Source organism: Amycolatopsis sp. NPDC005003, from assembly GCF_053600695.1.
The window spans coordinates 209,259-235,997 of record NZ_JBSGAI010000003.1 but is presented as its reverse complement, the minus strand read 5'-3'; the positions used below and the strand labels follow the sequence as shown (position 1 = coordinate 235,997).

Sequence of the window (26,739 nt, the reverse complement as noted above, 5' to 3'; positions counted from 1 at the left end):
CGGGCCCGGGTGGTCTCCGCGTCGCCGGCGCGGCGGCGCGCTGCCGCCGTCCCGTCCGTCCGGGGCGACCGGGATCCCGGACTCCCCGCACGGCCGGCCTCGGGACGGCGGGTCCGCGCGGATCCACCGACCCGCGCCGAACCGCCGCCACCGCCGCGGCGGCCGCGTGTCCTCCCCCGGTCCGCCATCGGCGTCAGGCCTCGGCGCTGAACCGCGGGAAGGCCAGCTCGCCGGCGTAGCGGGCGGCGTCACCGAGGGTCTCCTCGATGCGCAGCAGCTGGTTGTACTTGGCGATCCGCTCGCCGCGGGCCGGGGCACCGGTCTTGATCTGGCCGACGCCGGTGGCGACCGCCAGGTCCGCGATGAACGTGTCCTCGGTCTCGCCCGAGCGGTGGCTCATCATCGACTTGTAGCCGAACGACGTGGCCAGCGAGATCGCGTCGAGCGTCTCGGACAGGGTGCCGATCTGGTTGACCTTCACCAGCAGCGCGTTGGCGGCGCGGCGGGTGATGCCCTCCTCCAGGCGGTCCGGGTTGGTGACGAACAGGTCGTCGCCGACGATCTGGACCTTGTCGCCGACGTCGGCGGTCAGGGTGACCCAGCCGTCCCAGTCGTCCTCGCTCAGCGGGTCCTCGATCGACACGAGCGGGTAGTTCGCCAGCAGCTCGGCGTAGTAGGCCGACATCTGCTCGGCGCTCTTCTTCGCGCCCTCGAAGGTGTACACGCCGTCGGCGAAGAACTCCGTCGCGGCGACGTCGAGGGCCAGCGCGACGTCGCGGCCCGGGGTGTAGCCGGCCTTCTCGATCGCCTGGACGATCAGGTCGAGGGCCTCGCGGTTGTTGCCGAGGTTCGGCGCGAAGCCGCCCTCGTCGCCCAGGCCGGTGGCCAGGCCGCGGCCCTTCAGCACCGACTTCAGCGAGTGGTAGACCTCGGTGCCCCAGCGCAGGGCCTCGCGGAAGGTCTCCGCGCCGATCGGCGCGATCATGAATTCCTGCACGTCGACGTTGCTGTCCGCGTGCGAACCGCCGTTGAGGATGTTCAGCATCGGCACCGGCAGCACGTGCGCGTTCGGCCCGCCCAGGTAGCGGAAGAGCTCCAGCTCGGCCGACTCGGCGGCGGCCTTCGCGACGGCCAGCGAGACGCCGAGGATGGCGTTCGCGCCGAGACGGGACTTCGCCGGCGTGCCGTCGAGGTCGACCAGCTTCTGGTCGACGATCCGCTGGTCGACGGCCTCGATGCCGACCATCTCCGGACCGATCTCGTCGAGCACCGCGGCGACCGCGCGCTCGACGCCCTTGCCGTTGTAGCGGCCGGTGTCGCCGTCACGCAGCTCGACCGCTTCGTGCTCACCGGTCGACGCCCCCGACGGGACCGCGGCCCGCGCCAGGGTGCCGTCGTCGAGAGCCACCTCCACCTCGACCGTCGGGTTGCCGCGCGAGTCCAGAATCTCGCGCGCGCCTACCTGCTCGATGAGAGCCACGCCATGCTCCTCGGTGAATCGTGCTGTATCCCTGCCGCCTCCGCGGGAAAGCGAGCGTCGGCGGGCCTGCGGTTTCGCACCCAGCCTAGCCGTCTCGGGAGTTCACCCGTTGGAGGACTCACCGCCCGCACGGACCTCCTGCCAGCCCGGCGGCAGCTCGACGGTCTCGGACGTCTGCTGCCAGAACGTCCAGCTGTTGCCCCCGAGATCGGCGACGGTGAACACGCGGGCGCCGTAGGGCTGGTCCTGCGGCGGGTCGAGCTCGCACTCGTCGCCCAGCGCGGCTTCGACCCGGGCGTACGTTTCGTCCACGTCGTCGACGTAGAGGATGTTGAGCTGGCCGACCGGCCCGTCGACGCCCTTGGCCTGCCAGTAGTCCGGCCCGACGCCGGCGAGCTGGATCCGGGCTTCGCCCGCCCGCAGCGTCGCCTGGAACACTTCGCCGGCGCCGTCGCAGAACCGGACCTCCTCGGCGAACCCGAAGACCCTGGTCAGCCAGGCGAGCGCCTCGGTGGCGTCGGCGTAGTACAGGTAGGGCGCCAGGCCCCGGTACGGGCTGCTCATGGCGGCACAGTCCATCACGTCCCGTTCGGAGGCGTGTGCATCCCCCTCCCCCGGGGTAACGTGGGAGCGACCATGACGGACGCCGCAGCTGCTTCGCAGCCTCCCGAGGAGTCGCGGTTCCATGCCTTCCGGCAGGCCGAAGACCTGGTGGGCCGCCGCCGTCCGCTCGACGCGCTGAAGGTGCTCCAGCCCCTGCTGGAATCCGAAACGGACAAGCCGTCGGTGCACCTGCTGGCCGGGCGCGCGTACTTCCACTCCGCTCAGTTGCGGCGCGCCGAAGAGGCGTTCACCCGGGTGCTCGAACTGGATCCGACGGACCACTACGCACGGTTCATCCTGGGCCGGACGCTCCAGCGGCTCGGCCGGTTCGTCGAGGCGCTGGGCCAGCTGCGGATCGCGTCGGCGATGAACCCGGTCCCGGAGTACCTCGAGGCGATCAGCGAGGTCAAGGCGCACATCGCGCTGCGCGAGCCCTGACCCGGCCAGGGCCGAACGGCCCGGGTCACCTCAGCCTTTCGGCCGACCAGGCCGGGCCCCTCGACCGATGTCCGGCACCCCCTCGTCCGGCGAAGCTGGTTCCAGACCGAACAGGGAGGAACCACGATGTCGATCTTCGTCACGCTGGGTGCTTACGCCGGGCTGCTGCTGCTCGTGCTGATGGCCGTCACGCCGTTCGTCGCCGACCGCGAGCTCTGAACCTTCAGGGCGCGACGCTCGCCTCCGCGTAGGCGTCCGCCGCGCTGAAGACGTCCTGGCCGTACGCCAGGGCCTGGTTGTAGAACAGGATCGCCCGCCACCAGCCGGCCGGGGTGCCGAGGTCGTCGCCCCCGGAGCACAGGAACCGCGCCGCCGTGAAGGCCGCGTCGTCGATGTTCTGCGGGTCCGGCGTGCCGCCGTCGCCGTTCGCGCGCTCCTGGTACTTCTTCCACGTCGACGGCAGGAACTGCATCGGGCCGATCAGGTGGTCCCACGACTTGTCGCCGTCGAGCTTGCCGCCGTCGCTGTCGTGCACCGCCGGGACGCCCGGCGAGCCGTCCAGCGGCGGGCCGACCACCGGCTTCGCCACCCGGCCGTCCGCGCCGATCGCGGCGAGGTCGAACGCCCCGCGTTCGTTCTCGACCCGGCCGATGCCGGAGAGGGTCGCCCACGAGAGGTGACACGTCGGTTTCTGGCGCTGCATCCACATTTCCGCCCGCCCGAACGCCGAGAGAACACGCGCCGGGATGTGCGTCTTGCCCGCGACGCGGGTCGCCCACGCGTCCAGCTCGACCTGGTCGGACACCTGCGGCCGGTCGACCGGCGCGGCGAGGCCCGCGCGCGGCGCCTCGGCACCGGGCTGCGGACGCTGTTCGGGAATGGCGAGCGCCGGCTGGACCGGCGGTGCCGCGGCGGGCGCGTCGGGGTTCCGGACACCGATGGTGACGACGAGGATCACGCCGGTGAGCACCAGCCCGAGCGCGAGGGCGATCCGGCCGACGTACCGCCTGGGCGGGCCGCCCGAGGGCGACGGCGGAGGCGTGACGGTCGGCTGAGCGGTATCGGCCACCCGAACAGGTTACGGAGCCACTCAAGGGGGACTGTGTAGCTCCGGGGCTTCGCCCCGGGCCGGGGGCTCAACCCCCCGAAGAGCGTCCCCCAGACGCCTGACCAGGCAAGCAGACGGTAAACCCGGCCTTCCTGCCTGCGAAATCACAGAATTCGTTATGGAGTCGACGCGCAGGCCTCTGACCTGCGGTTACCCTAACCTAACTTCGTCACCCGGTCCTATTTGCCCGATTCTGCCGTCGCGCGCGGGCGTACGCTCACTGGACTTACAGGTGAGCCTTACCTAAAACCATCACGGAAGCAGAAACCCAGGGAGGCGGACCGGTGTTGTTCTCGAGCGCGCTGATCGGGCTGCGCGAAGGCCTGGAAGCCGCGCTGGTCGTCAGCATCCTGGTGGCCTTCCTCGTCAAGACCGAACGGCGGCACGCGCTGCGCTGGGTCTGGCCGGGCGTCGGCGCCGCGGTGCTGCTGTCGGTCGCCGTCGGCGCGATCCTCACCTACACGACCGCCCAGCTGTCCTTCGAGCACCAGGAGCTGCTCGGCGGGAGCCTGTCGATCGTCGCCGTCGTGTTCGTCACCGCGATGATCTTCTGGATGCGCAAGGCGTCCAAGAGCATCGCCGCCGAGCTGCGCGGGAAGATGGACGACGCGCTGGACGTCGGCCCGGCGGCCGTGCTGCTGCTGTCGTTCCTCGCGGTCGGCCGCGAGGGGCTGGAGACCGCGGTGTTCTTCTACTCCGCCGTCCAGACCGCGCAGTCGGACACCGTGCAGCCGCTGATCGGCTTCGCCGTCGGCATCGCGGCCGCGGTCGTGCTGGCCTGGCTGCTCTACAAGGGCGCGGTGCGGTTCAACCTGTCCAAGTTCTTCACGATCACCGGCGTCCTGCTGGTGTTCGTCGCCGCGGGCGTGCTCGGCTACGGCCTCCACGACCTGCAGGAGGCGGCTTTCCTGCCCGGGATCGGCACCCTGGCCTTCGACGCCTCGAGCACGCTCCCCGAGACGTCCTGGTACGGCGCCCTGCTGAAGGGCATCTTCAACTACTCGCAGCAGACGACCGTGCTGCAGGCCGTCGCCTGGGTCGCCTACGTCGCCATCGTGCTGCCCCTCTTCCTCAAGCCCAGCAAGAAGACCGCGCCGGCGCCCGCCGCCGCGGCCGCCTCGAAGGAGTGACCGTGCGCAAGACCCCCTCACTGGCCGTGCTGGCCGGTGCCGCCATGCTGGTGACGCTGACCGCGTGCGACAGCAAGAGCGACTCCGCGGGTGCCGCGGCCGACGGCGGGCCGATCAAGGTCTCGGCGTCCGACACCGCGTGCGAGGTCTCCGCGACCACGGCCGACGCCGGCAACCTGACCTTCGAGATCACCAACAAGGGCACCAAGGTCACCGAGTTCTACCTCTACGCCGAGGGCGACCGGATCATGGGTGAGGTCGAGAACATCGCCCCCGGGCTCAACCGGCGGCTGATCGTCGAGGTCGCCGACGCCGGCAAGTACCAGACCGCGTGCAAGCCGGGCATGGCGGGCAACGGCATCCGCGGCGACTTCACCGTCACCGGCGGCGTCGCCAAGCAGAACGACACCAACGCGCAGAAGGCGCAGGCCACCAAGAGCTACGCCGACTACATCGCGAACAACACCTCGGCGCTGCAGGACGAGACGGTGAAGTTCGCCGACCTCGTCAAGGGCGGCAAGGTGGACGAGGCGAAGGCCGCGTACGCGCGCACCCGCGTCTACTACGAGCGCATCGAGCCCGTCGCCGAGAAGTTCGGCGACCTCGACCCGGCCATCGACGTCCGCGAGGCCGACCTCGAGCCGAACCAGCAGTTCACCGGCTTCCACCGGCTGGAGAAGGACCTGTTCAACACCGGCCTGCAGCCCGACAGCGCGCAGATCGCCGACAAGCTGGTGACCGACGTCAAGGACCTGGTCGCCAAGACCAAGACGCTCGAACTGTCCGCTTTGGACCTCGCGAACGGCGCCAAGGGCCTGCTCGACGAGGTCGCGACCGGCAAGATCACCGGCGAGGAAGAGGCGTTCTCGCACACCGACCTCTGGGACTTCCAGGCCAATGTGGACGGCTCCAAGGGCGCGATCACCTCGCTCCGGCCGATCCTGCAGGCCAAGGACCCGGCGCTGGTGTCCACTCTGGACAAGGAGTTCGCGAACGTCCAGGGCCTGCTCGACAAGCAGCGGGCGGGTGACGGCTTCAAGCTGTACACCGAGCTTTCCCAGGACCAGGTCAAGGAGTTCGCCTCGGCCGTCGACGCGCTGAGCGAACCGCTGAGCAAGGTTGCGGAGGTCGTGTCGAAGTGACGTCGACAGAGGGCACGCGCGTCTCGCGGCGGAAGCTCTTCGGCCTGGCGGGTGCGGGTGTCGCGCTCGCCGGGGCCGGGGCCGCCGCCGGCATCGGGATCGACAAGGCGACGAGCGGCAACGCCGAGGCGTCGACGAACACCGTCGACTTCCACGGCGAGCACCAGGCGGGGATCGTCACCCCGGCGCAGGCCAACCTGCACTTCGCGGCCCTCGACGTCACGACGAAGGACCGCGAGAAGCTGCGGGCCCTGCTCAAGACGTGGACCGAGGCGGCCCGCCGGATGACGGCGGGCCAGGAGGTCGTCGCGAACGGCGCGGTCGGCAGCGGCGCGTACGCCCCGCCCGGCGACACCGGCGAGGCGCTCGACCTGCCGGCGTCGAACCTGACGCTGACCATCGGGTTCGGGCCCTCGCTGTTCGACGACCGGTTCGGCCTGGCGGCCAAGCGCCCGCCGCAGCTGATCGACCTGCCGCTGTTCCCGAAGGACAAGCTCGACCCGGCCCGCAGCGGCGGCGACCTGTGCATCCAGGCCTGCGCGGACGACCCGCAGGTGGCGGTGCACGCGGTGCGCAACCTGGTCCGGCTCGGCTTCGGCGTCACCGAGGTCCGCTGGTCGCAGCTGGGCTTCGGCCGCAGCTCGTCGACTTCGCGCGAACAGCAGACCCCGCGGAACCTGTTCGGCTTCAAGGACGGCACGAACAACATCAAGGCCGAGGAACCCGACGTGCTGGCCGACCAGGTGTGGGCCACCGCGGCCGACGGCCAGGCCTGGATGGCGGGCGGCTCGTACCTGGTGGCGCGCCGGATCCGGATGCACATCGAGACGTGGGACCGCGAAACCCTCGACGGCCAGGAGAAGATCGTCGGCCGCACGAAGGGGACGGGCGCCCCGCTGGGCCAGACCGCGGAGTTCGACGAGCTGGACCTCGACGTCGGCGGCGCGGGCGGGGAAAAGCTGATCCCGGAGGACGCCCACGTCCGGCTGGCCTCGCACCAGGCGCTCAACGGCGTCCGGATCCTGCGCCGCGGCTACAACTTCGTCGACGGTTCCGACGGCGTCGGGCACCTCGAGGCGGGACTGTTCTTCCTGGCGTTCAACCGCGACACGCGCAAGCAGTACGTGCCGATGCAGCAGGCGCTGTCGTCGAAGGACGCGATGATGGAGTACGTCCAGCACACCGGGTCGGCGCACTTCGCGGTCCCGCCGGGCGTGACCCGCGAGTCGAGCTGGGCGGACGCTCTGTTCTCCTGAACGGCGCAGAACACCGACCCACGGGTCGCCGTCGCCGAGGCGCAGCCCGCGCCCGGCGGCCCACCGCCGGATCGGGGCGAGGTTCGCCGAGAGCGTACTGGCGGAGGTTGACTTCAAGCGAACTTGAAGTTGGAGGCTTCGGACCATGTTCACCGAAGCAGAGCTCCAGTACCTCGCCGGCTCCCCGCTGGGCCGCCTGGCCACCCAGCAGCCGAACGGCACCCTCCAGGTCAACCCGGTCGGCTTCCGCTACAACGCGGACGAGAAGACCATCGACGTCACCGGGCACAACCTGCGCAACAGCAAGAAGTTCCGCAACATCGCGACGCACGACAAGGTCGCCTTCGTCGTCGACGACCTGCCGTCGACGAACCCGTGGCGGGTGCGGTGCCTGGAGATCCGGGGCCGCGCGGAGGCCCTGGTCGGGGTCAACCTCCCGGACAACCACTTCGACGACGCGGTGATCCGGATCCACCCGGAGCGCATCCTCGCGTTCGGCGTCGAGGACTGGGACCGGGAGCCCCTCGAGCTGGAGTCCAACGTCCGCAACGTCTGAAGGTCCGGCCCAAGCGCCCCGATCGGGGCGCTTCAGCGGCGGCCGCCCCACGCGGTGTACGTCAGGACTCCTGTGGTCGCCAGGACCAGCGCCGTCCAGGTGGCCGCGGGAGTTCCCGGTGGTTGCAGCAGCCACCCCGCGACGCGGCTTGCCGTCGACTGGTCGTTCGGGACGAACGGGCTCACCGCCGCCCAGGCCAGTGGGAGCGTCCAGCCGAACTGGCCGCCCGCGACCGTGGCCGCCAAGCCCGCCAGACCCGCCAGGCCGGCCGCGTCGCGCACGATGATCGACGCCGCGACCGCCGACGGGCCCAGCTGCTGCACCCCCAGCACCACCGCCCCCGCCGCGACCGCGATCAGCGCCAGGTGGGCGAACCGCCGGACCGGCCACGGCAGGGCCGCGGTCCGGTCGAGGTCGGGGTCCTGGCCGCTGAGCCCGATCGCCGCCACCGCGACCGCCGTGGTCAGCGCCAGCGCGGCAAGGATCGTGCCCCACGCGTCCCGCCCGAGGAACCACACCCCGGACGTCGCCACCAGTAGCGCCCCGAACGCCGCCGGCAGCTGCCGCGAGCGGGCGTACAGCGCCGCCCACCTCATCGGAGCGCTCCCGGCGCCAGCGTTTCGAGCGGGTCGCCCTGGCACGTCAGCAACGCCCGGCGCAGCGCGACGACCCGCGCGAACTGCACCTCCGCCGGCAGGGCGCGGAACTGCGCCCAGGCCCGCTCGATCGGGCTCGCTTCGGGCCGGAACCACTTGCCGGCGTACTCGGGCAGCGGGTTCATCGTCCCGGTGAAGTACGCCGCCGCGATCATCCGGGCGCCCATGTCGGAAATGCTGGCGTTGGTCGGCCACTCGCAGGACGGCACGCCCGCTCCGGACAGCACCGCCACCCGCAGGCCGTTCGCGTCCGTGGTGAGGAGTTCGTCGTTGCGCTGGAAGTCGAGGTAGACGACGGCGGGATCCCGCTGGGCGGGCTCGGTCCTGGTGTTGGGCGCGACCCGTTCTTCGATCCGGGTCGGCGCGTCCGGCAGCTTCGCCAGCATCGCGAGTGCTTCGCGGCCAGGGCCGGCCAAGGCGGCCAGCCGGTCGCGGTGCAGCTCCGCCACGCAGATCGGCCCGTCGCAGACCTTGCGGGCGGCGACGGTGTCGATGGTGAAGGCTTCCGCCGGGAACAGCGGCAGCGCGATGGCGGCCCCGGCGACGAGCGGCAGCAGGCTCAGCAGCCGCGCTCGCACGGACTGCACCGACAGCAGCAGGAACCCGGTGACGGCGATGCCGAGGAACCACCCGGCCTGCCCGGCGTCGAGCGCCCCGGCGGTCGTCACCATCGAGCCACGCGGCTCCGCGAGCACCGGGGCCAGCGGGCCGGCCCGCCGGGGCAGCACGGCATCGAGGCCCGGTTCGAGCGACAGCCAGCAAAGGACCGTCGCGACGAAGGCGAGCACGGCGAGCCCGGGCGCGGTCAGCGGATGCGGCAGCAGCCGTCCGACGGCCAGCCCCAGCCAGTTCCCGGCGACCACGGCGAGCACCCCGACACCCACGACGGGGACGAAGGCGGCCGAGAAGAACCCGTCGTGGGCCAGGACTTCGGCGGCACCCACGCCGAACACGACCAGGTAGCCGAGCGCGGTCAGCCCACCGACGGCGCCGGCCAGCCGGATCGCCCGGTGCCACGCGGGCCGCGAGGTCGTGGCCAGCAGTTCGGTCATGCCGGAGCGGTGGTCGCGCATGCCCTGGATGGCGCCGGCCCCGACCACGACGGGCCAAAGGAACTGCAGCAGGAACCGGAGCCAGAGCGCGGTCGTGGTGGTGTTCGCGGTCCAGGGTGCGGGGACCTTCCACCACGGCCCGGACAGCAGGAAGAGGAACCCGACCGCGAAGACGACGACCGCGAGGCCGGCCCAGGGCGCGATCGAGCGCCGGAGTTCGATGCGGAAGATCACCACGCCCCCTTGCCCGGCTCGTGGTTCAGCAGCGCGGAATAGCCGCGCTCGATCGGGCTGTCACCCACGTGCTCGGGGGTGCCCGCGGCCGCCAGTTCGTCCGGCGTCCCCTGGAACACCAGCTTCCCCTCGGCGAACAGGACGACGTCCGTGCACGCCGTGGCGACGTCCTCCACCAGGTGCGTCGAGATCAGCACGCACGAGTCGCGGCCCAGTTCCTGGACCAGCTCGCGGAAGCGGACCCGCTGCGCCGGGTCGAGGCCGGCCGTCGGCTCGTCGAGGAGCAGGACCTCCGGGTCGTTGACGATGGCCTGGGCGATGCCCACCCGGCGGACCATGCCGCCCGACAGCGTCTTCATCCGGTCGTCCGCGCGGTCGGCCAGGCCCACCCGCTCCACCGCCCGCTGGACCGCGCCGGGGATGTCCTCTTTGGACATCTCCTTGAGCCACGCCAGGTACTCGACGAACTCGCGGACCGTGAACCGCTTGTAGTACCCGAAGTTCTGCGGCAGGTACCCGATCCGGCGGCGCAGCTCGCGCAGGCCCGAGCGCCCGCCGGCCGGGGTGCCGAGCAGCGACAGGCGGCCCGAAGCCGGCCGGAGCACCGTGGCCAGCGCCCGGATCAGCGTCGTCTTGCCCGCGCCGTTCGGGCCGAGCAGCCCGTGCACGCCCTTGCCGAGGGACAGGTCCAGCCCGTCCACGGCCATCTTGCTCCGCCCCACCCGCACCTTCAGCGCCCGCGCCTGGATTTCCCAGGCGTACGTCGCCGGTGCCACCTCGGCGGCCCCTACTGCTCGCATGCTTTCCTCCCTGACGAACTGAAGACCCTGAAGACCTGAAGACTCAGTGACGTGCGCCGAGCCGGGTGAACGCCGGCCCGCGCAGGACGACGACCACCGTGGTCAGCGCGAAGACCGCCGCCCACACCGGCAGCGCGCCGGTGCCGAGCGAAAACGCCTCCTGCCGCTGGACGAACGCCGGCAGCACGACGATCGCCACCCACACCGCGACCAGCGCGTACGCCGCCCGGCTGACACCGATCAGCCCGCCGAGCGCGAGCGTGCCGGTGGTGAAGGCCAGGCTCGGCAGCAGCCAGAGCGCCGGCTGCGTGCCGGTCAGCCACCCCGCGACCCCCAGCACCGGCAGGACGACGACGAGCACCGCGGCCGTCCGCCGGACGATCAGGTAGAGCCCGGCGCGCGGGGTCGCGGTGACGACCTCGTAGGCCGGGTCGAGCCCCCGCGCCCACGACGCGGCGACGCCGAGCACCGGCAGCACCGGGGCGAACAGCTGCACCGCCGGCACGCGCACCACCTCGGCCCAGACACTGTCGAGCAGGACCGCGGCCAGCGTGACGGCCGCGATCATCGCCAGCCACGGCGCCATCGCGGGGGTGACCCAGGTGTCGAGCCACCGCCACCGGCGCCGCCGCGGGACGACCGGCAGCCCGATCTCGGGCGAGAGCCGGTGCCAGACCAGGTCCACCACCGGCTGGGCCGGTGCCACCTCGGCGAGCCGGGCCCGGCAGGCGCGGCAGGCTTCGAGGTGGGCTTCGAGACCCCACAACTGGTCGCCCGGGAGGTCTTCGCCCGCCACGTACGCGGCGATGAGCCGCTCCGGTGCGTGGTTCATGACAGTGCCTCCCACAACCCGACGGCCCTCTCGCGAACAGTCATGACAGCGCCTCCCGCAACGCGATCCGCGCCCGCCGCGCGCGGGTCTTGACCGTGCCCTCCGGCAACCCCAGCAGCACCGCGGTCTCCCGGACGGTCAGCCCGTCGAGCACCATGGCCTGCAGCACGGCCCGCAGCTCCGGCGCGAGGTCGCGCAGCGCGGCGCCGACCTCGTCGCCCACCGTCGTCGCCAGGAGCTCGTCCTCGGCCGCCGCCACCGGGGCGGCGTCGAGGGCCATCTCCGGCGGCAGTTGCGCGTGGTGCGCGCGGCGGCGGAACGCGTCGACCAGGCGGCGCGCGGCGATCGTCCAGAGCCAGCCGACCGCGCTCCCGCCGGTGGCCCCGCCGGCGAACGACGCCGCCGCCCGCCAGACGGCCAGGAACGTCTCCTGCATGACCTCCGCGACGATCTGCTCGTCCGCGCACCGGCGGCGCAGGCGCACGGCGAGCCAGGGCGCCGTGCGGCGGTAGAGCTCCTCGAACGCCGCGCGGTCGCCCTTGGCCGTGCGCCGGACGAGGTGCTCCTCGTCGACGTCTTCCACTGGCGTGTGTCTCACACCAGGCAAGACGCCGGATCCGCGGAAACGGTTCTCACCCGAATGTGTGCTGCGTCACACCGGACGCGGTGGCCAGAACTTCCGCCAGCCGTCGGCCTCCAGCGTCGTCGGCTCCAGCCCGGCGTCGCGGGCGGCCTGCTCGGCGGCCTGGATGTCCTTCGCGAACTGCTTCGCCAGCGCCCTCAGCTCACCCTCGGCGTCGACGCCCGCCCGGCGCGCGGTGGCCGCGATGCGGAACAGCTGGGCGGGTGCCCCCGCGCCTTCGGGGAAGAGGTCGAGCGGGATGCCCGCGCGCCCGGAGCGCTGGCCCAGCTTGCCCGCCAGCGCGACCGCGGGCTGGCCGAGCGCCACGCCGTCCACAATGGACCGTCGCTGCTTCTCGCGCTGCTTGAGCTCTTCCCACTTGAGGTTCTGGTGCTCGACGGTGTGCACGGCGTCGGCGTCGGCGAAGACGTGCGGGTGCCGGCCGACCAGCTTCGCGACGAGCGCGGCGGCGACGTCGTCGATGCCGAACGGATCTTCGGCGTCCTCGGCCGCCACTCGCGCGTGGAAGAGCACCTGCAGCAGGACGTCGCCGAGTTCTTCGCGCAGCGCCTCGCGGTCACCCTCTTCGATGGCGTCGAGCAGCTCGTAGGTCTCCTCGACCAGGTACTGCCGCAGCGAATCGTGCGTCTGCGCCGCGTCCCACGGGCAGCCGCCCGGCGAGCGCAGCCGGTCCATCACCTCGGCGGCCTCGACCAGCGGCGGCACCGGCGTCTCGATGACGTCCGCGCCGGTCGCGATGAGCAGCGACGCCGCGGGCTCGTCCCGGGAGCCGGCGAGCAGCACGACGTCCTTCAGCGAAGGCGCCTCGGTGATGGCCGGGACGCCGAACGCGGCCGGATCGACGTCCGTGGCCGCGTAGACGGCGGATGACTCACGCAGGATCTTGAGCGCCGCACCGGGCAGCGTCGTCCCGCGGACGACTACGACGACACCCGTGCTCACTGCTTGGCACTGCCGGACCCACCCGGGGGCAGCACGAGGCCCTCGACGGCGTCCTGGTTCGGCACGACGGTCATGCCCACGGCGTCCCAGACGCCGTACCGCTTGTTGATCCGCGCGCCGAGCTCGTCGAACAGCGGCTGCAGCTGTCGCATGCCGATCGCGGTCTTGGTGGCGGCGTCGAGCTCCGGCGCCTGCTCGGTGGCGACGGCGCGGTCGTCCGTGCGCTGCCGGACCACCGCGACGAGCCAGGTGCCCGCCAGGTCCTGGCTCGGGAACGGGACGGCCGTGACCGTCCCGGCCGGCGACCCGAAGACCGGCGTGGAAGCGAGGGCGCCGGCCTGCGCGGCGGGCACGGCGTCACCGAGGCCGGTGAGCGGCGGGATGGCGTCGACGTTGGTGTTGCCCGCCGCCTTCGCCCGCTGCCGCGCCGTGGCCTCGAACTGGACGTCGGAGCTGATGCGCTTCTTCGCGGCCGCCGGGTCGGCGGCGAACTGCCGGGCGAGGTCCAGGGCTGCCTTCTTCGCTTCGGGGCCCTGGGGCGCGGAGCCGGTGTTGGGGTCCGGCAACGTGCCGATCGTGGTGAAGTCGAAGGTGACCGACAGGTTCGGGATGAGCTTCTCGGCCAGCGCCTGGGAGAGGTAGGTGTCGGTCAGCTCCTCGCGGTGATCGCGCGCGCGGGCGACGACCTGGCTGACCGCCTGGGCTTCGTTGCTCGCGTCGGCGGGGACCGGACCGTTGAGGGGATCCTTCGCCAGCTGGGCGTCGATCTGGCCGTAGTTGGGGGTGATGCCCTGCTTTTCGGCGGCCTGGGCGAGCAGCTCGTGCAGGACGAGCTGGGTGACGGCGGCCCGGCCGAGCACCTCGAGCTTGTGCTCGGAGGCGAGCTTCTGCGCGTACGGCTGCTCGCGGACGGCTTTGTCGATCAGCGCCTGCACCTGGTCGATGGAGACGGTGCGATCACCGATGACGGCGGCGGCCCCCACCTGGCTGGGACCCGAGCCGCACCCGGCGAGCAGAAGAGCACCGGCAACGACCGCGACCAGCGCGCGAGGGCGCCCCATGATCCGCATCACAGGCCATACCCTCTCACACCATCGCCCCCGAAACGCAACCCGCATGGGGTCCCGGCGGCGGTAATGTCGACTTATGGACCATTGGCTGACCATCGAAGTGTTCGACGGGGAGCAATCGGCTTCGCTGTGGCGCCTGGCACGAGGGGACGCACTCACCGAAGCGGCGCTGACCAACGGCGCTGAGCAGTGGGTTTGGCACGAGCACCGCTGGGGCGTGGTGCTGGAGATCGAGTTTTCGACGGAGGAGAGGCGAGACGCGTTTCGGGCACTGCCGGTCGTTACGGCGGCGCTCGACGCGGTCCCGGACCCGGCGCGCGGGTTGTTGGTGTACCCGGGGCGGGGTGGGGGCTCGGGGTCACGGATGCCGCGGAAGCCCCGGCCGTTGCCGATGGCGGGTGCCGGGGCGGTTCCGGTGCCGGTGGAGTCGGTGCGGATGGGGCTGGCGGAGCCGTTGCCGCCGATGTTCAGCGATGTTGGTTAGCGAAGTCGGGTAAGGAGTTCGCGCCAGGTTGCGGTGGAGGCGGTGAGGATGCCGCCTTCACGGTCCTTGGTGTCCCGGATCAGGACAGGCCGGTCGAGGGCGACCTCGACACAGTCGCCTTGGCTGCTATAGGTGCTCTTTCGCCATGCTTCCGGCATCTGCTTCTCCGATGAGGTCGACGATGAACTCCCGCGAGTCTGCCTCACTCAGCGCGCTGCTTTCCAGACCGCGCAGCACTCTTCGGTAAGCCGCGATCTCCCTCCGCTCCTCAAGGTAGAGCGATGCCACCTCGCTCTCGATGCAGATGACCGGCTGATAGGAGTCCGACTCCATCATCTGGAAATGCCCCGCCGAGGCCGGATGACCACCCAGACTCGCCGGCAAGATCCGCACAGTTGCGTTCGGCTGGGCGGCTATCCGCAAGATCTGCCTGAACTGGTCGATCATCACGCTTGGACTGCCGACCGGCAGGCGGAGCGCGAACTCGTGCACGAAGAACCGGAAGCGCACCCTTGGCCGGGTGAGGATCGCCTGCCGCGACAGCCGGGCGAATATGTGCTCATCCAGCTTGTCGGGATCCGGCTGGTTGCCCATTCCGATCGCCAAACTCCGGGCATAGTCACCTGTTTGCAGCAGTCCCGGCACCACATTCCCCTGGAAGACCGAGATGGCGGCGGCATGTTCTTCGTGGCTGATCAAAGCGTGAAGGTTGTCCGAGCGTTCGAGCAGGCCCGGCTTGCGCATTTCGTCACCCAGGGCCATGAGCTCCTGGTATTCCGCACCCTTGACTCCCAGAAGAGTGAGGAACCGAGCCAGATTCACTGGGTCCGGCCGAGCCAGACCGCGGGTCACCGCCGATACCCACTGCGCGCTCATCTCCAGGCGCCGGGACATTTCCCGGACGCCCCAGCCCTTCTCCGCCATCCGTTGGAGCAGCCGGTCGCCGAGCTGCCGGGCCCGGATGTTCGGCTCGCGAAATTCCGCCATGAGGCGAACGTAAAGGCCCGACCGGCGGAAACCCAGGCGCCACAACGGAAAGTCCCCCGAAATGGCGCCGGTGTCCACTCCCCTTTACACGGCCGCCGGTTTCTTCGTCAGCTGGACCAGCAGCTTCGTGCACCACTCCAGCAGCTCTTCGTCCCGCAAGGTCGGCGCGCCGATCCGCCCACCGGCCGGACCCTCCGTCGGCTTGGGCACCGAGACCGTGTTCGTCACCGCCTTGAACACCGCCTTCGGGTACAACCTCTTCAACCGCACCATCTGCGAATCGAGCAGTGGCAGCGGCGCGAACCGGATCGTGTTGCCCTGGACCGCCACCTCCGTCACGCCCGCCTCGCGGCACGTGTGGCGGAACTTGGCCACCGCCAGCAGCCTGTTCACCGGCGCCGGCGGCTGGCCGTAGCGGTCGATGAGCTCCTCGCGGACCGCGTCCAGGCCCTCCGTGTCCGGCGCCGCCGCGATCTTGCGGTACGCCTCCAGGCGCAGCCTCTCCCCGGGCACGTAGTCGTGCGGGATGTGGGCGTCGATCGGGAGGTCCACGCGGACTTCCGCCAGCTCCTCCTCTTCGGAAGGCTCCGCGCCCGCGTGCCGACGGAACGCGTCGACCGCTTCGCCGACCAAGCGCACGTAGAGATCGAACCCGACGCCCGCGATGTGCCCCGACTGCTCCGCACCCAGGATGTTGCCCGCGCCGCGGATCTCCAGGTCCTTCATCGCGACCGCCATGCCCGCGCCGAGCTCGGTGTTCTGGGCGATCGTCGCCAGCCTGTCGTGCGCTGTCTCCGTCAGGGGCGCCTCCGGCGGGTACAGGAAGTACGCGTACCCACGCTCGCGCCCACGCCCGACCCGGCCGCGCAGCTGGTGCAGCTGCGCGAGACCCAGCAGGTCGCCTCGCTCGACCAGCAGCGTGTTCGCGTTCGAGATGTCCAGGCCGGTCTCGACGATCGTCGTGCAGACGAGCACGTCGTACTCGTTCTCCCAGAAGCCCTGGATGATCTTTTCGAGCTTTTCCTCGTTCATCTGGCCGTGCGCGGTGACGACCCGCGCCTCCGGCACCAGCTCGCGGATCCGCCGCGCCGCCTTCTCGATCGACGAAACCCGGTTGTGGACGTAGAAGACCTGGCCGTCGCGCAGCAGCTCGCGGCGGATCGCCGCGCCTACCTGCTTGTCGTCGTACGCGCCGACGTACGTGAGGATCGGGTGGCGGTCTTCCGGCGGGGTCAGGATCGTCGACATCTCGCGGATGCCCGCCAGCGACATCTCCAGGGTGCGCGGGATCGGAGTCGCCGACATGGTGAGCACATCGACGTGCGTGCGCAGCGCCTTGATGTGCTCCTTGTGCTCGACGCCGAAGCGCTGCTCCTCGTCGACGATCACGAGACCGAGGTCCTTGTAGCGGATGCCCGTCTGCAGCAGCCGGTGCGTGCCGATCACGATGTCGACCTCGCCCGCCGCGAGCTGCTCGAGGATCAGGTCGGACTCGGCCTTGTTCGTGAAGCGGGACAGGCCCTTGATCGTGACCGGGAACGACCGCATGCGCTCGTGGAAGGTGTTCAGGTGCTGCTGGGCGAGCAGCGTCGTCGGCACCAGGACCGCGACCTGCTTGCCGTCCTGGACCGCCTTGAACGCCGCACGGACCGCGATCTCCGTCTTGCCGTAGCCGACGTCACCGCAGATCACGCGGTCCATCGGGACGCCGCGTTCCATGTCCGCCTTGACCTCGTCGATCGCGGCCAGCTGGTCGTTCGTCTCGGTGAACGGGAAGGCGTCTTCCAGCTCGTGCTGCCACGGCGTGTCCGGCCCGAACGCGTGGCCGGGCGCGGCCTGGCGCGCCGCGTACAGCTGGACGAGCTCGGCGGCGATCTCCTTGACCGCCTTCTTGGCCTTGGCCTTGGTGTTCTTCCAGTCGGAGCCGCCGAGCTTGTTGAGCGTGGGCAGCTCGCCGCCGACGTAGCGGGAGACCTCGTCGAGCTGGTCGGTGGGCACGAACAACCGGTCGCCCGGGTGGCCGCGCTTCGACGACGCGTACTCCAGCAGGAGGTACTCGCGGGTGGCGCCGGCGACCGTCCGCTGGACCATCTCGACGAACCGGCCGATGCCGTGCTGGTCGTGCACCACGTAGTCGCCGGCCTTGAGCGCCAGCGGGTCGACCGCGTTGCGCCGCCGGGACGGCATCTTCGTGTTCAGGTCCTTTGTGGACGTTCCGGCGCCCGCGCCGCGGCCGGTGAGATCCGCTTCGCTGAGCACGACCAGGGCGCGCTCGGGCGAGACGAACCCGTCGGTGAGGCCGCCACAGGTGACCGTGACCATGCCTGCGGCGGGCGGCTCGGCGAGACCGTCGCCGGCCTGGGTGGCCGGGACGTCGGCGCCGGTGAGCTGCTCGACCGCGCGCGCCGCGGTGCCCTGGCCGGCGACGACGAGCACCGCCGTGCCGCCCGCCGCCGTGTGGGCGCGCAGGTCCGCCGTCGCGCGTTCGAGCTCGCCGCGGTAGGCGGGCGCGGCCTCCACCGAGACGCGGTAGACGTCCGGGTCTTCGCTGGTCAGCTGGGTGATCGTCCACCAGGCGCGCTTGGTGTCCTGCGCGTGCGACGCGATCTCGTCGAGGCCTCGGTAGGCCGACGCGCCGAGGTCGATCGGGGCCTGGCCGCCCGCCGCGGCCGTCGTCCAGGACGCTTCGAGGAACTCCTGGCCGGTGCGGACCAGGTCGGCGGCGCGGGCACGGATCTTCTCCGGGTCGGTGAGCAGCACGTGCGTGCCCACCGGCATCGCGTCGGTGAGCAGCTCCAGCTCGCCTTCGCAGAGGACCGGGATGAGCGCCTCCATGCCCTCGACCGGGATGCCGTCGGCGAGCTTGGTGAGCATCTTGGCCAGGTGCGCGTCCGCTTCGTACGTTTTCGCCAGCTCGGCGGCCTTGTCCTTGACCGGCTGGGTGAGCAGCAGCTCGCGGCACGGCGGCGCGGTGACCCGCGGGATCTCACCGGGCAGCGACCGCTGGTCGGAGACGGCGAACGCGCGGATTTCGCTGACTTCGTCGCCCCAGAACTCCACCCGGACGGGGTGCTGCGCGGTAGGCCCGAACAGGTCGAGGATGCCGCCGCGGACGGCGAACTCGCCGCGCTTCTCGACCATGTCGACGCGGGTGTACGCGAGCTCGACCAGCCGCTCCAGGAGCTCCTCGAACGGCGTCTCCTCGCCGACGACGAGGTCGATCGGCTCGAGCGAGCCGAGCCCGGGCGCCATGGGCTGGATCAGGCTGCGGACGGTGGCGATGACGACCCGCAGGCCGTCATCGCCCGTCTTCAGCCGGTGCAGCACCTCGAGGCGGCGGCCGACGGTGTCCGCGCGCGGGGAGAGCCGCTCGTGCGGGAGGGTCTCCCAGCTCGGGAAGTCGGCGACTCTGCTCTTGCCCAGGAGCGCGCCGAGGGAGGCGGTCAGCTCGTCGGCCTCGCGGCCGGTGGCGGTGACGGCGAGCACGGGCCTGCCTGCCCCGGCATCGGCGGCGAGCGCGGCGGCGACGAGCTGCCGGGCGGCGATCGGGCCCTGCAGCTCGAGCAGCGGCGCGCCGGCGCGCTCGACCACGCCGCGCAGGGCCGGGTCGGGAAGGATGGCGGTGAGGAGTCCGGACAGTGGAGCGTCGGTCACCTTCCCAGCCTACTTCCCACCCCCGACAACTTCCCGATCACCGCTGGTCGTGAGTGGTAATTCGGGTTCTAACCCTACTTACCACTCACGAGAGCCGCGGCAGACTCACTTCCGGAGCCTTTCCACCACCTCCGCCACCCGCGGCAGCTGCTCGTCGAAGACCTTCGGGTCCGTGCTCGCGATCCGCACCAGGAAGTGCTCCACACCTTCGTACTCGCGTAACTGCGCCGCCACCTCCGCGGCACTGCCGGTGACCTGCATCTGGATCCCCTGCACGAACGCCGCCGGGCGGCCGTAGTTCGTCAGGCAGTACTCCTCCAGCAGCCGGCCCCCGCGCACCGGGTCGTCCTCGACCAGGACCGTCGCGAACAACGCCGGGGTGACCGGCCGGGAGGCCGTGGCACGGATCCGGGCCAGTCCCGAGCCGTAGTCCGCGGGGTCCGGCGGGTAGGGCAGCCAGCCGTCGTACAGCCGGCCGACGCGTTCCAGCGCGCCCGGCGTGTACGCCGCCAGCCACACCGGCGGGCCACCCACCCCGGCCGGGGCCGGGAACACCGGCAGGGAGTCGTAGTGCAGCACGGCGCCGTGGAACGACTTTTCCCCGCTCCAGGCCGCGCGCCAGAGAGCCACGATGTCGTCCAGCCGGGCCCGGCGGCGCTCCCACGGGACGCCCGCGAACGCGAACTCCGGCTCGCTGCGGCCGGCGAACCCGGCGCCGACGGCCACGGTGAGCCGTCCTTCGCTGAGCAGGTCGATGCCGAGCAGCTGGTTCGCGGTCAGGATCGGGTTCCGCAGGGCCGGGAGCAGCGCGGCCGTCCCGAGGGTGACTCGCGAAGTCCGGGCGGCGAAGGCGGCGAGGACGGTGAGAGCGTCGAGGGGAGCCCGCGCGAGGGTGTCGCCGACCCAGACCGAGTCGAGGCCGAGTTCTTCGGCGGCGACGGCGGTGGCGACCAGCTCGGGCGCGGTCCGCCCGGCGTCGAGGATGGGCTGGTAGGTCGGGATGACCAGGCCGTAGTTCGTCATGGCCCCAGCTTCGCCGCGGCGAAGGTATGCGCTCAATTCCCCGCGGGGAATGGACCGGCCGAGCAGGATGGACCCCGTGGACTTCGGAACGGCGCTCAAGGACTGGCGCATCCGCCGCCGGATCAGCCAGCTCGACCTCGCCCTGCGCGCGGGGACGACGCAGCGGCACGTGAGTTTCATGGAGAGCGGGCGCTCGGTACCGGGCCGGAACATGGTCCTGCGGGTCGCCGAGTCCCTCGAACTGCCCTTGCGCGAGCGCAACGGCCTGCTGCACGCCGCCGGGTACGCGCCGACGTACCCCGAAACGCGGCTCGACGACCCGGCGATCCGGCCGGTGCTCGACGGGCTGCGGCGGCTGCTCGACGGCCACCGGCCCTACCCCGCGATCGTCGTCGACCGCTACGGCGTGCTGGTCGCGGCGAACGACGGGTTCGAGCTGCTCACCGAGGGTGTCGCCCCGGAGCTGCTGCGCGAACCGGTGGACACCCTGCGGCTGGCGTTGCACCCCCAGGGGATGGCACCGCGCGTCGCAAACCTCGACGACTGGGCCCGGCACATCCTCGAGCGCCTCCGCAACGACCTGGCCCGCACCCCGGACGAGCGGCTGGCCGCCCAGCTCGCCGAGCTGGCGGGGTACCTGCCGCCCGCGGCCCCGCCCGGCCCGGAGCACCTGGGGTTCGCGGTCCCGGTCCGCCTGGCCACATCGCTCGGCGAGCTGCGGCTGATCACCGCGATCACGACGTTCGCGACGGCGGCGGACGTGACCGTCTCGGAACTTAAGCTGGAGACGTTCCTGCCCGCGGACGCCGAGACCGCGGAACGCCTTCACAGCACCAGGGCCGTCGTGTGACCCACCAGCAGTTCCGCGCTCGCCCACAGCACCGCCGCCGCCACGCTGCCCGCCGCGAACCTGCGGTACGGCATCCCCGCCGAGCCCGCGACGCGCGGCACCAGCGTCCGGACGCCGGCCAGGCAGCGGCCCGCGACCACCGCCAGGACGCCGTGGCGCGCGATCGCCGCTTCCACCCGCTTCCCACGGTCGCCGCGGATGAGCCGCGGTCCCCAGCGGCGGCCTTCGAGGTAGGCGAGCTGGTCGCCGAGGACGCCCGCGGCGACGGCCACCACCCAAGCGAGCCCGAGGTGGAGCGTGCCCCGCTCGGCGAGGAAGCCCATCAGCAGCAGCGTCGACAACGTCGGCAGCACGATCCCTGGCAGCAGCGCGGTTTCCGCCGTGATGACCAGCGCGCAGACGAGGTAGACGGCCACCGGGGGCGCGTCAAGCAGGGGCCGCAGCAGGCTGTCCACGCCGGACCCTTCCCACCGCGACCGGCAGCGCCGCGCGGTAGACGAACGCGGGCGGCAGGTTGCCCCAGACCACCTTCGTGCGTTCCACGACCGCGAACCGGCTTCGCAGCGACGCGGCGAAGCGGCGGCCGGGCGGCGTCCAGGCCGCGTGGGCGTACGCGAACGTCGTGAAGCGGCCGTTCGGGGCGAGTGCGGTGGTGATCGCGCCGAGGGTGCGTTGCCGACGGGCCGCGGGCATGGCCGTCCACGGCAGACCGGAGACGACGACGTCGATTTCGTCGAGGGCCAGGTGTTCGGCCGAGCCGGTGACGACGTCGAGCTGCGGAAAGCGCTCCCGCAGCGAAGAGGCGAATCGCGGGTTGATCTCTATGGCCGTGAAGCGCGCTTCGGGGCGAAGCAGCGCGAGGACGGCTTCGGTGAACACGCCGGTGCCCGGCCCGAGCTCGGCGACGCGCGTGGCGCGTTCCAGGCCGAGGCCCGCCGTCATCTCTTCGGCCAGCCGCGGCGAACTCGGCGCGATCGCGCCCGTCAGCACGGGGTGGCGGAGGAATTCCCTGGTGATCGACATGACCCCGACGCTAGGAACGGCGGGGGTGGCCCGGGATCCGCCGAGCCGGCCCGGCACATCCTCCTCCGGGAGGACGGGAATCGGGCCGCCGGAAGGACGCCCCCGGCGGCATCCGCGCACTACGTTCGGGGTGTGGAACGACTCGTGAAGTGGGTGCGCCGGCACCGGTGGACGGTGGACCTGCCGCTGTACGGGGTGTTCTTCTTCCTGTCGCCCAACTGGGTCGGTCCCGGTCCGTACGCCGTCCGCGCGATCCCGATGCTGTTCCTGCTCCCCCTGCTGCTGCGCCGCCGGTTCCCGCGCACGGCCGCCGTGCTGATCATCGCCGGGGCGGTGGCGGTGTACTGCAACGACATCTGGGCCTACGACCGCGGCCGCACCGAACTGGCCATGGCGGTCGTGCTGTTCAACCTGGTCAAGCTGGGCCAACGGCGGTTCGCCGCGGTGATCGCCGTGGCGATCTTCGTGCTCGGCTGGCAGTGGGGCTTCCTCTACGGCAGCGACACCGACAACCCGACCGCCACGATCGTCGGCATCTGGCCGCTGCACATCGCCGCGTGGGCGCTCGGGGAGTTCTTCCGCACCAGGGAAGAGCTCACCGCGGAAGAGGCGAAACGCGACGACGCCCAGGCCCGCGCGGCGGTGGCGGAGGAGCGCACCCGGATCGCGCGCGAGCTGCACGACGTGCTCGCACACAGTATGAGCGTGATCGTCCTCAACGCCGAGGGCGCGAAGCTCGCCCGGCACCGCGATCCCGAAGCCGTCGACCGCACGCTCGACACGATCGTCCACACGGGCCGTGACGCGCTCGCCGAGCTGCGGCGGCTCCTCGAAGTCCTGCACGCCGGCCAGGGGGCGCGCAGCCCCCAGCCGACGCTCGCCGAACTGCGCGAGCTCGTCGGCCAGTCCGGGCGTGCGGTCGCCCTCGACGTCACCGGCGATCCGGGCACGTTGCCCGCGAGCGCCGCGCTGCAGGTGTACCGGATCGTCCAGGAGGCACTGACCAACATGATCAAGCACGCTCCCGCCGACGCGACCGGCCGTGTCGGCGTCGCCTTCGAGCCGCCGGAGGTCCGGATCGAGGTGACGAACACCGGCGGTCACGCGCCGCCGGCGCCGGCCCTGCCGTCGTCCGGCCGCGGGCTGGCCGGCATGCGCCAGCGCGTCGAGATGTACCACGGCGAGCTGACGACCGGGCCGCTCCCGGACGGCGGTTTCCGCGTGTGCGCGACCCTGGTGGTGCGGCCGTGACCACCCGCATCCTGCTGTGCGACGACCAGCAGCTCGTCCGCGTCGGCCTCCGCATGATCGTCGAGAGCCAAGCCGACCTCGCCGTCGTCGGGGAAGCGGCCAACGGCGAAGAAGCCGTCGCTCTTGCCCGGGATCTCCGGCCCGACCTCGTGCTGATGGACGTGCGGATGCCGGTGCTGGACGGGGTCGCCGCGACCGCGCGGATCTGCGCCGAACTGCCGGACGTGCGTGTCCTCGTCATCACCACCTTCGACCTCGACGAGTACGCCTACGCCGCCCTGCGGGGCGGGGCCAGCGGGTTCCTGGTCAAAGACGCGCCATCGGAGGAGATGCTCGTCGCGATCCGGGGTGTGCTGCGGGGCGACTCGATGGTCTCGCCGTCCGTCACCCGGCGGCTGCTCGACCGGTACCTCGCCGACGACCGCGACCCCGTCGACGTCGCGCGGCTCGGGGCGCTGACCGAACGCGAGAAGGACGTGCTGGGCCTGATCGCGCGCGGACTCTCGAACACGGAGATCGCCGCGAAGCTCTACATCGGCGAGACGACGGTCAAGACGCACGTCGGCCGGATCCTCGGCAAGCTGCGGCTGCGCGACCGGGTGCACGCGGTGGTGTTCGCCTACGAGTCCGGGCTGGTGAAGCCGGGTTCCTGAGCGCCGCCCGGCCGACGGGGACCCCTCCCCGGAGCCTCTCGTCAGATTCGCCGGACCAGACCGACGTCCGAGGAGTCATGTCGTGCACACGCCCGGCAGAACGGCAGCTCGGCGCCCGCGGCGAGCGCCGCACCGGCCCTCGACGTCGCTCAGCAGGCTCTGTGCGGCCGGTTGCAGGAATTCTCCGTCCTGCTGATCCACTTCAGCGCCGATCTCGCCAGGACCGTACTGCCCGACGACGGCCGCGAAGAACCCAAGGCCGGCGAACTCGCCCGGCAAGCCGACGTGATCGCCGGCGAAGGCGCCGAGCTGGCGAAGACCGCCCCGCCCGGGGTGAAGGCCGACGTCGACACGCACGGCGCTCGGCCAGTACGGCCCCTGCCCGCACCACAACTGACGTCGTAGCGGCTGGCGAACGGCGATTTCACCCGCCGGTGGCAGGATGGGCCTTATGCGGCGTTCGCTGGGTCTCCTCGGTGCGGTGTCCCTGCTGGTCGTGGGCTGTTCGGGGGCCGCGAGCGAACCGGTGCAGAGCGTGCCGCCCGCGGCCACGCCGTCCGCCGCGAGCGGGGAGTTCAAGGTCGAGACCGTGACCGCGGGCCTGGAACACGGCTGGGACGTCGGGTTCCTGCCCGACGGCGGCATCCTCGTGCCGCAACGGCCCGGCAAGCTCGCCCTGGTCCGCAACGGCAAGGCGGCCGAGGTGCGCGCCGACTTCTCCGACGTCATGGTCAAGGGCGAAGGCGGCCTGCTCGGCATGGTCGTCAGCCCGGACTTCGCGACCAGCCGCGAGTTCATCACCTGCCAGGACCACCAGGAAGGCGGCAAGGCCGTCGACATCCGGCTGGTCACCTGGAAGCTGGCCGCCGACGGCGCGAGCGCGGCGAAGGTCAAGGACCTGCTCACCGGGCTGCCGGTGAACCCGAGCGGACGGCACTCCGGCTGCCGTCCCACGTTCGCCCCGGACGGCGCGCTGCTGGTCGGCACCGGTGACACCGCGCGCGCGTCGATCGCGCAGGACCGCCACTCGCTCGGCGGCAAGGTGCTGCGGCTGGACGCGAAGACCGGGAATCCGTTGCCGGACAACCCGTTCATCACCTCGAACGACCCGCGCGAACGGCTGATCTACACCTACGGCCACCGCAACGTCCAGGGCGTGGCGATCCGGCCGGGCAGCGGCCAGGTGATCACCGCCGAGCACGGGCCGACGTTCGACGACGAGGTCAACCTGCTGAAGCCGGGCGCGAACTACGGCTGGGACCCGTCCAAGGGCGGCACGGAATCGAGCTACGACGAGAGCGTGCCGATGACCGACCTCCAGCGGTTCCCGGACGCGGTGAGTCCACTGTGGACGTCCGGTAAGACGACCGAGGCGATCAGCGGGGACGCCTTCCTCACCGGCGCGCAGTGGGGCGCGAACGACGGCGCGCTGGTCGTGGTGGCGCTCAAGGGCCAGAAACTGCTGCTGTACCACCTGGACCCGGCGGGCAAGGTCCTCGACGTCACGCTGCCGCCGGAGTTCGACGACAAGTTCGGCCGCCTGCGCGCGGTCCGCAGCGGCCCGGACGGCGCCCTGTACGTGACCACATCGGACGGGACGGACGACAAGCTGCTGAGGGTTACGCCCGCCTGAACCATGAAAAAGGCACGGCCGCTCGGTGCCGTGGACACTTCCGCCGGGGCGGCGGATCGCGGGAACATGGTCTGCACCAGGAGTTTTCGTCCACCCCGTGGTCCCTACGATCAACCGCCACACAAGTGTGACACTTATGCATAGGGGTCGCACAGGGGAATCAGCCCGTGTGTTGGACGCGGTCCGAAGAGAGCGTTCCCGCGGCAGCACCGCGCCGGCCCCCGGGCGCCATCGCCGACCTGGCGACCCGGGGACCGGCATCCAACCCGGCCCCGGTCAGGCCTTGCCGGCCTTGAGCGAGCCCCTGAGCGCGGTGATGGCGGCGGTCACCGCCGTGGTCGCGGTGGGCCAGTCGATGGTTTCCTTCCAGGACGCCATCACCGCGACGGCGTAGGTCCGGGACGCGGTCCGGACCAGGCCCGTGCTGTTGAGCACCCGCCGGGCTTCGGCGCTGCCCCAGCCCTGCTTGACCGCCCAGGCCGCGCCCGCGAACGCGCTCGGGATCCCGAAGTGCTGGTCGAACCCGTCCGCGGCGTTGCGCGGGGTGTTTTCCATCGCGTCGGTGAGGAATTCGCGACCGTCGTCGGACAGGCTCGCGGTGATGTGCCGGTAGACCGTGACGACGTCGGTGGGCGACATCCGGGTGGAGCCCCACTGGCCGGCGTCGTCCGGGGGCGTGGTGTGCGCGAGCCCCAGCCTGGCGACCTGCCGCCGGACGATCTCCGGGCCGCCGTTCTGCTGCCACAGGCGGCTGGCGACGCGGTCGTCGCTGGCGGCGAGCATGGTGCGGACGGCCGTCGCTTCGCTGCCGGAGGGCACGCCGGACCGGTCGAGCAGGTCGAGCGCGATGAGCAGCTTCACCACGGACGCCGTGGGTTGCGGCTGGTCGGCCTTCCACCGCGTTTCGACGGCACAGGCATCCAGGTCGACGATTTCGATCCCGAGCCGCGGCTCGTGCCCGGTCTCCAGCAGCGCTTTCCGCGCTGCGGCCACGAGACTCGCCTGCTTCCCCGCGGGCTCGGCCGGCAGCGCACCGCACCGGGCGCGCCAGCTGTCACCGCCGGAACCGCTGTTGACGGCGAAGGCGATGGACAAGCCCCCGATCACGATGGCCACCGCGATCGCCACGAGCACCTTCACGTTGTTCAGTCGCTCGAGCACCAGTACACCTCCGCCGGATCCGTGAGGAATCCGAAGCTATGGCGGAAGCGGACGGCGGGAATCGTCCGAAGAGCCGGT

28 protein-coding genes are annotated in these 26,739 nt (G+C 71.6%); 11 read left to right on the top strand and 17 right to left on the bottom strand.

The window, feature by feature from the left end:
* Positions 1–193: 193 nt before the first annotated feature.
* Positions 194–1,480, bottom strand: coding sequence for a phosphopyruvate hydratase (gene eno, locus ACWED2_RS05400; RefSeq protein ID WP_449689201.1), 1,287 nt, complete (start codon positions 1,478–1,480; stop codon positions 194–196).
* A 102-nt stretch (positions 1,481–1,582) separates the two neighbouring features.
* Positions 1,583–2,044 carry a VOC family protein gene (locus ACWED2_RS05395; protein WP_449689200.1) on the bottom strand — a complete coding sequence of 154 codons (462 nt, stop codon included), beginning with the start codon at positions 2,042–2,044 and terminating at the stop codon, positions 1,583–1,585.
* 72 nt (positions 2,045–2,116) lie between these two features.
* Between ACWED2_RS05395 and ACWED2_RS05390 the strand changes: the two genes are divergently transcribed.
* A complete protein-coding gene (locus tag ACWED2_RS05390) occupies positions 2,117–2,521 on the top strand; it encodes a tetratricopeptide repeat protein (RefSeq protein WP_449689199.1) in 405 nt (134 codons plus the stop codon).
* 223 nt (positions 2,522–2,744) lie between these two features.
* Here ACWED2_RS05390 and ACWED2_RS05385 read toward each other — a convergent pair whose 3' ends face one another.
* The gene (locus tag ACWED2_RS05385) at positions 2,745–3,491 is read right to left on the bottom strand and encodes a murein transglycosylase (RefSeq protein ID WP_449689297.1); all 747 of its coding nucleotides are present in this window, start codon (positions 3,489–3,491) and stop codon (positions 2,745–2,747) included.
* A 422-nt stretch (positions 3,492–3,913) separates the two neighbouring features.
* Between ACWED2_RS05385 and efeU the strand changes: the two genes are divergently transcribed.
* From efeU to ACWED2_RS05365, 4 genes are all read left to right on the top strand, one after another.
* Complete coding sequence (gene efeU / locus ACWED2_RS05380; RefSeq protein WP_449689198.1) at positions 3,914–4,759, top strand: iron uptake transporter permease EfeU; 846 nt, start codon at positions 3,914–3,916, stop codon at positions 4,757–4,759.
* On the top strand, positions 4,756–5,901 hold the full coding sequence (efeO, locus tag ACWED2_RS05375) for an iron uptake system protein EfeO (RefSeq protein ID WP_449689197.1): 1,146 nt from the start codon (positions 4,756–4,758) through the stop codon (positions 5,899–5,901). The genes efeU and efeO overlap by 4 nt, the downstream gene beginning before the upstream one ends.
* Positions 5,898–7,157, top strand: a complete 1,260-nt coding sequence (gene efeB, locus ACWED2_RS05370) for an iron uptake transporter deferrochelatase/peroxidase subunit (RefSeq protein ID WP_449689196.1) — start codon at positions 5,898–5,900, stop codon at positions 7,155–7,157. Before efeO ends, efeB begins: the two co-directional genes overlap by 4 nt.
* Before the next feature lie 145 nt (positions 7,158–7,302).
* Positions 7,303–7,713: a PPOX class F420-dependent oxidoreductase gene (locus tag ACWED2_RS05365; RefSeq protein WP_449689195.1), complete on the top strand. Its 411-nt coding sequence runs from the start codon at positions 7,303–7,305 to the stop codon at positions 7,711–7,713.
* Between the two features lie 32 nt (positions 7,714–7,745).
* On the opposite strand, the gene ACWED2_RS05360 is transcribed toward ACWED2_RS05365, so the two are convergent.
* The 7 genes from ACWED2_RS05360 to ACWED2_RS05330 are packed head-to-tail and all read right to left on the bottom strand — an operon-like array spanning position 7,746 to position 13,933.
* Complete coding sequence (locus tag ACWED2_RS05360; protein WP_449689194.1) at positions 7,746–8,309, bottom strand: hypothetical protein; 564 nt, start codon at positions 8,307–8,309, stop codon at positions 7,746–7,748.
* Positions 8,306–9,655: a hypothetical protein gene (locus ACWED2_RS05355; RefSeq protein ID WP_449689193.1), complete on the bottom strand. Its 1,350-nt coding sequence runs from the start codon at positions 9,653–9,655 to the stop codon at positions 8,306–8,308. Before ACWED2_RS05355 ends, ACWED2_RS05360 begins: the two co-directional genes overlap by 4 nt.
* Positions 9,652–10,455 (bottom strand): ABC transporter ATP-binding protein, encoded by an 804-nt coding sequence (locus tag ACWED2_RS05350; protein ID WP_449689192.1) that lies wholly within the window; start codon positions 10,453–10,455, stop codon positions 9,652–9,654. The genes ACWED2_RS05355 and ACWED2_RS05350 overlap by 4 nt, the downstream gene beginning before the upstream one ends.
* A gap of 43 nt (positions 10,456–10,498) precedes the next feature.
* The gene (locus ACWED2_RS05345) at positions 10,499–11,287 is read right to left on the bottom strand and encodes a zf-HC2 domain-containing protein (RefSeq protein ID WP_449689191.1); all 789 of its coding nucleotides are present in this window, start codon (positions 11,285–11,287) and stop codon (positions 10,499–10,501) included.
* A 40-nt stretch (positions 11,288–11,327) separates the two neighbouring features.
* Positions 11,328–11,885: an RNA polymerase sigma factor gene (locus ACWED2_RS05340; protein ID WP_449689190.1), complete on the bottom strand. Its 558-nt coding sequence runs from the start codon at positions 11,883–11,885 to the stop codon at positions 11,328–11,330.
* A gap of 54 nt (positions 11,886–11,939) precedes the next feature.
* Positions 11,940–12,872, bottom strand: a complete 933-nt coding sequence (locus tag ACWED2_RS05335; RefSeq protein WP_449689189.1) for a MazG family protein — start codon at positions 12,870–12,872, stop codon at positions 11,940–11,942.
* Entirely contained in the window at positions 12,869–13,933 is a 1,065-nt protein-coding gene (locus ACWED2_RS05330; protein WP_449689188.1) for a SurA N-terminal domain-containing protein, read from the bottom strand. Before ACWED2_RS05330 ends, ACWED2_RS05335 begins: the two co-directional genes overlap by 4 nt.
* 85 nt (positions 13,934–14,018) lie before the next feature.
* Between ACWED2_RS05330 and ACWED2_RS05325 the strand changes: the two genes are divergently transcribed.
* Positions 14,019–14,426, top strand: coding sequence for a hypothetical protein (locus ACWED2_RS05325; protein ID WP_449689187.1), 408 nt, complete (start codon positions 14,019–14,021; stop codon positions 14,424–14,426).
* Here ACWED2_RS05325 and ACWED2_RS05320 read toward each other — a convergent pair.
* From ACWED2_RS05320 to ACWED2_RS05305, 4 genes are all read right to left on the bottom strand, one after another.
* The gene (locus ACWED2_RS05320; protein ID WP_449689186.1) at positions 14,423–14,584 is read right to left on the bottom strand and encodes a DUF397 domain-containing protein; all 162 of its coding nucleotides are present in this window, start codon (positions 14,582–14,584) and stop codon (positions 14,423–14,425) included. The two genes, ACWED2_RS05325 and ACWED2_RS05320, sit on opposite strands and share 4 nt — an antisense overlap.
* Positions 14,553–15,413: a helix-turn-helix domain-containing protein gene (locus tag ACWED2_RS05315; RefSeq protein WP_449689185.1), complete on the bottom strand. Its 861-nt coding sequence runs from the start codon at positions 15,411–15,413 to the stop codon at positions 14,553–14,555. The genes ACWED2_RS05320 and ACWED2_RS05315 overlap by 32 nt, the downstream gene beginning before the upstream one ends.
* A gap of 84 nt (positions 15,414–15,497) precedes the next feature.
* Positions 15,498–19,052: a transcription-repair coupling factor gene (gene mfd / locus ACWED2_RS05310; protein WP_449689296.1), complete on the bottom strand. Its 3,555-nt coding sequence runs from the start codon at positions 19,050–19,052 to the stop codon at positions 15,498–15,500.
* A gap of 120 nt (positions 19,053–19,172) precedes the next feature.
* Positions 19,173–20,090, bottom strand: coding sequence for an LLM class flavin-dependent oxidoreductase (locus ACWED2_RS05305; protein WP_449689184.1), 918 nt, complete (start codon positions 20,088–20,090; stop codon positions 19,173–19,175).
* A 76-nt stretch (positions 20,091–20,166) separates the two neighbouring features.
* Between ACWED2_RS05305 and ACWED2_RS05300 the strand changes: the two genes are divergently transcribed.
* Positions 20,167–20,940 carry an MmyB family transcriptional regulator gene (locus tag ACWED2_RS05300; protein WP_449689183.1) on the top strand — a complete coding sequence of 258 codons (774 nt, stop codon included), beginning with the start codon at positions 20,167–20,169 and terminating at the stop codon, positions 20,938–20,940.
* On the opposite strand, the gene ACWED2_RS05295 is transcribed toward ACWED2_RS05300, so the two are convergent.
* Entirely contained in the window at positions 20,916–21,395 is a 480-nt protein-coding gene (locus ACWED2_RS05295; RefSeq protein ID WP_449689182.1) for a DedA family protein, read from the bottom strand. The two genes, ACWED2_RS05300 and ACWED2_RS05295, sit on opposite strands and share 25 nt — an antisense overlap.
* Complete coding sequence (locus ACWED2_RS05290; RefSeq protein ID WP_449689181.1) at positions 21,367–21,963, bottom strand: class I SAM-dependent methyltransferase; 597 nt, start codon at positions 21,961–21,963, stop codon at positions 21,367–21,369. The genes ACWED2_RS05295 and ACWED2_RS05290 overlap by 29 nt, the downstream gene beginning before the upstream one ends.
* Positions 21,964–22,095: 132 nt before the next feature.
* On the opposite strand from ACWED2_RS05290, the gene ACWED2_RS05285 reads away from it, so the two are divergent.
* From ACWED2_RS05285 to ACWED2_RS05270, 4 genes are all read left to right on the top strand, one after another.
* Positions 22,096–23,214 (top strand): histidine kinase, encoded by a 1,119-nt coding sequence (locus ACWED2_RS05285; RefSeq protein WP_449689180.1) that lies wholly within the window; start codon positions 22,096–22,098, stop codon positions 23,212–23,214.
* A complete protein-coding gene (locus ACWED2_RS05280) occupies positions 23,211–23,867 on the top strand; it encodes a response regulator (RefSeq protein WP_449689179.1) in 657 nt (218 codons plus the stop codon). Before ACWED2_RS05285 ends, ACWED2_RS05280 begins: the two co-directional genes overlap by 4 nt.
* A 171-nt stretch (positions 23,868–24,038) precedes the next feature.
* Positions 24,039–24,272, top strand: coding sequence for a hypothetical protein (locus ACWED2_RS05275; RefSeq protein WP_449689178.1), 234 nt, complete (start codon positions 24,039–24,041; stop codon positions 24,270–24,272).
* A 46-nt stretch (positions 24,273–24,318) separates the two neighbouring features.
* Entirely contained in the window at positions 24,319–25,500 is a 1,182-nt protein-coding gene (locus ACWED2_RS05270) for a PQQ-dependent sugar dehydrogenase (RefSeq protein WP_449689177.1), read from the top strand.
* A gap of 276 nt (positions 25,501–25,776) precedes the next feature.
* Here ACWED2_RS05270 and ACWED2_RS05265 read toward each other — a convergent pair whose 3' ends face one another.
* The gene (locus ACWED2_RS05265; RefSeq protein ID WP_449689176.1) at positions 25,777–26,661 is read right to left on the bottom strand and encodes a serine hydrolase; all 885 of its coding nucleotides are present in this window, start codon (positions 26,659–26,661) and stop codon (positions 25,777–25,779) included.
* Positions 26,662–26,739: the final 78 nt, after the last annotated feature.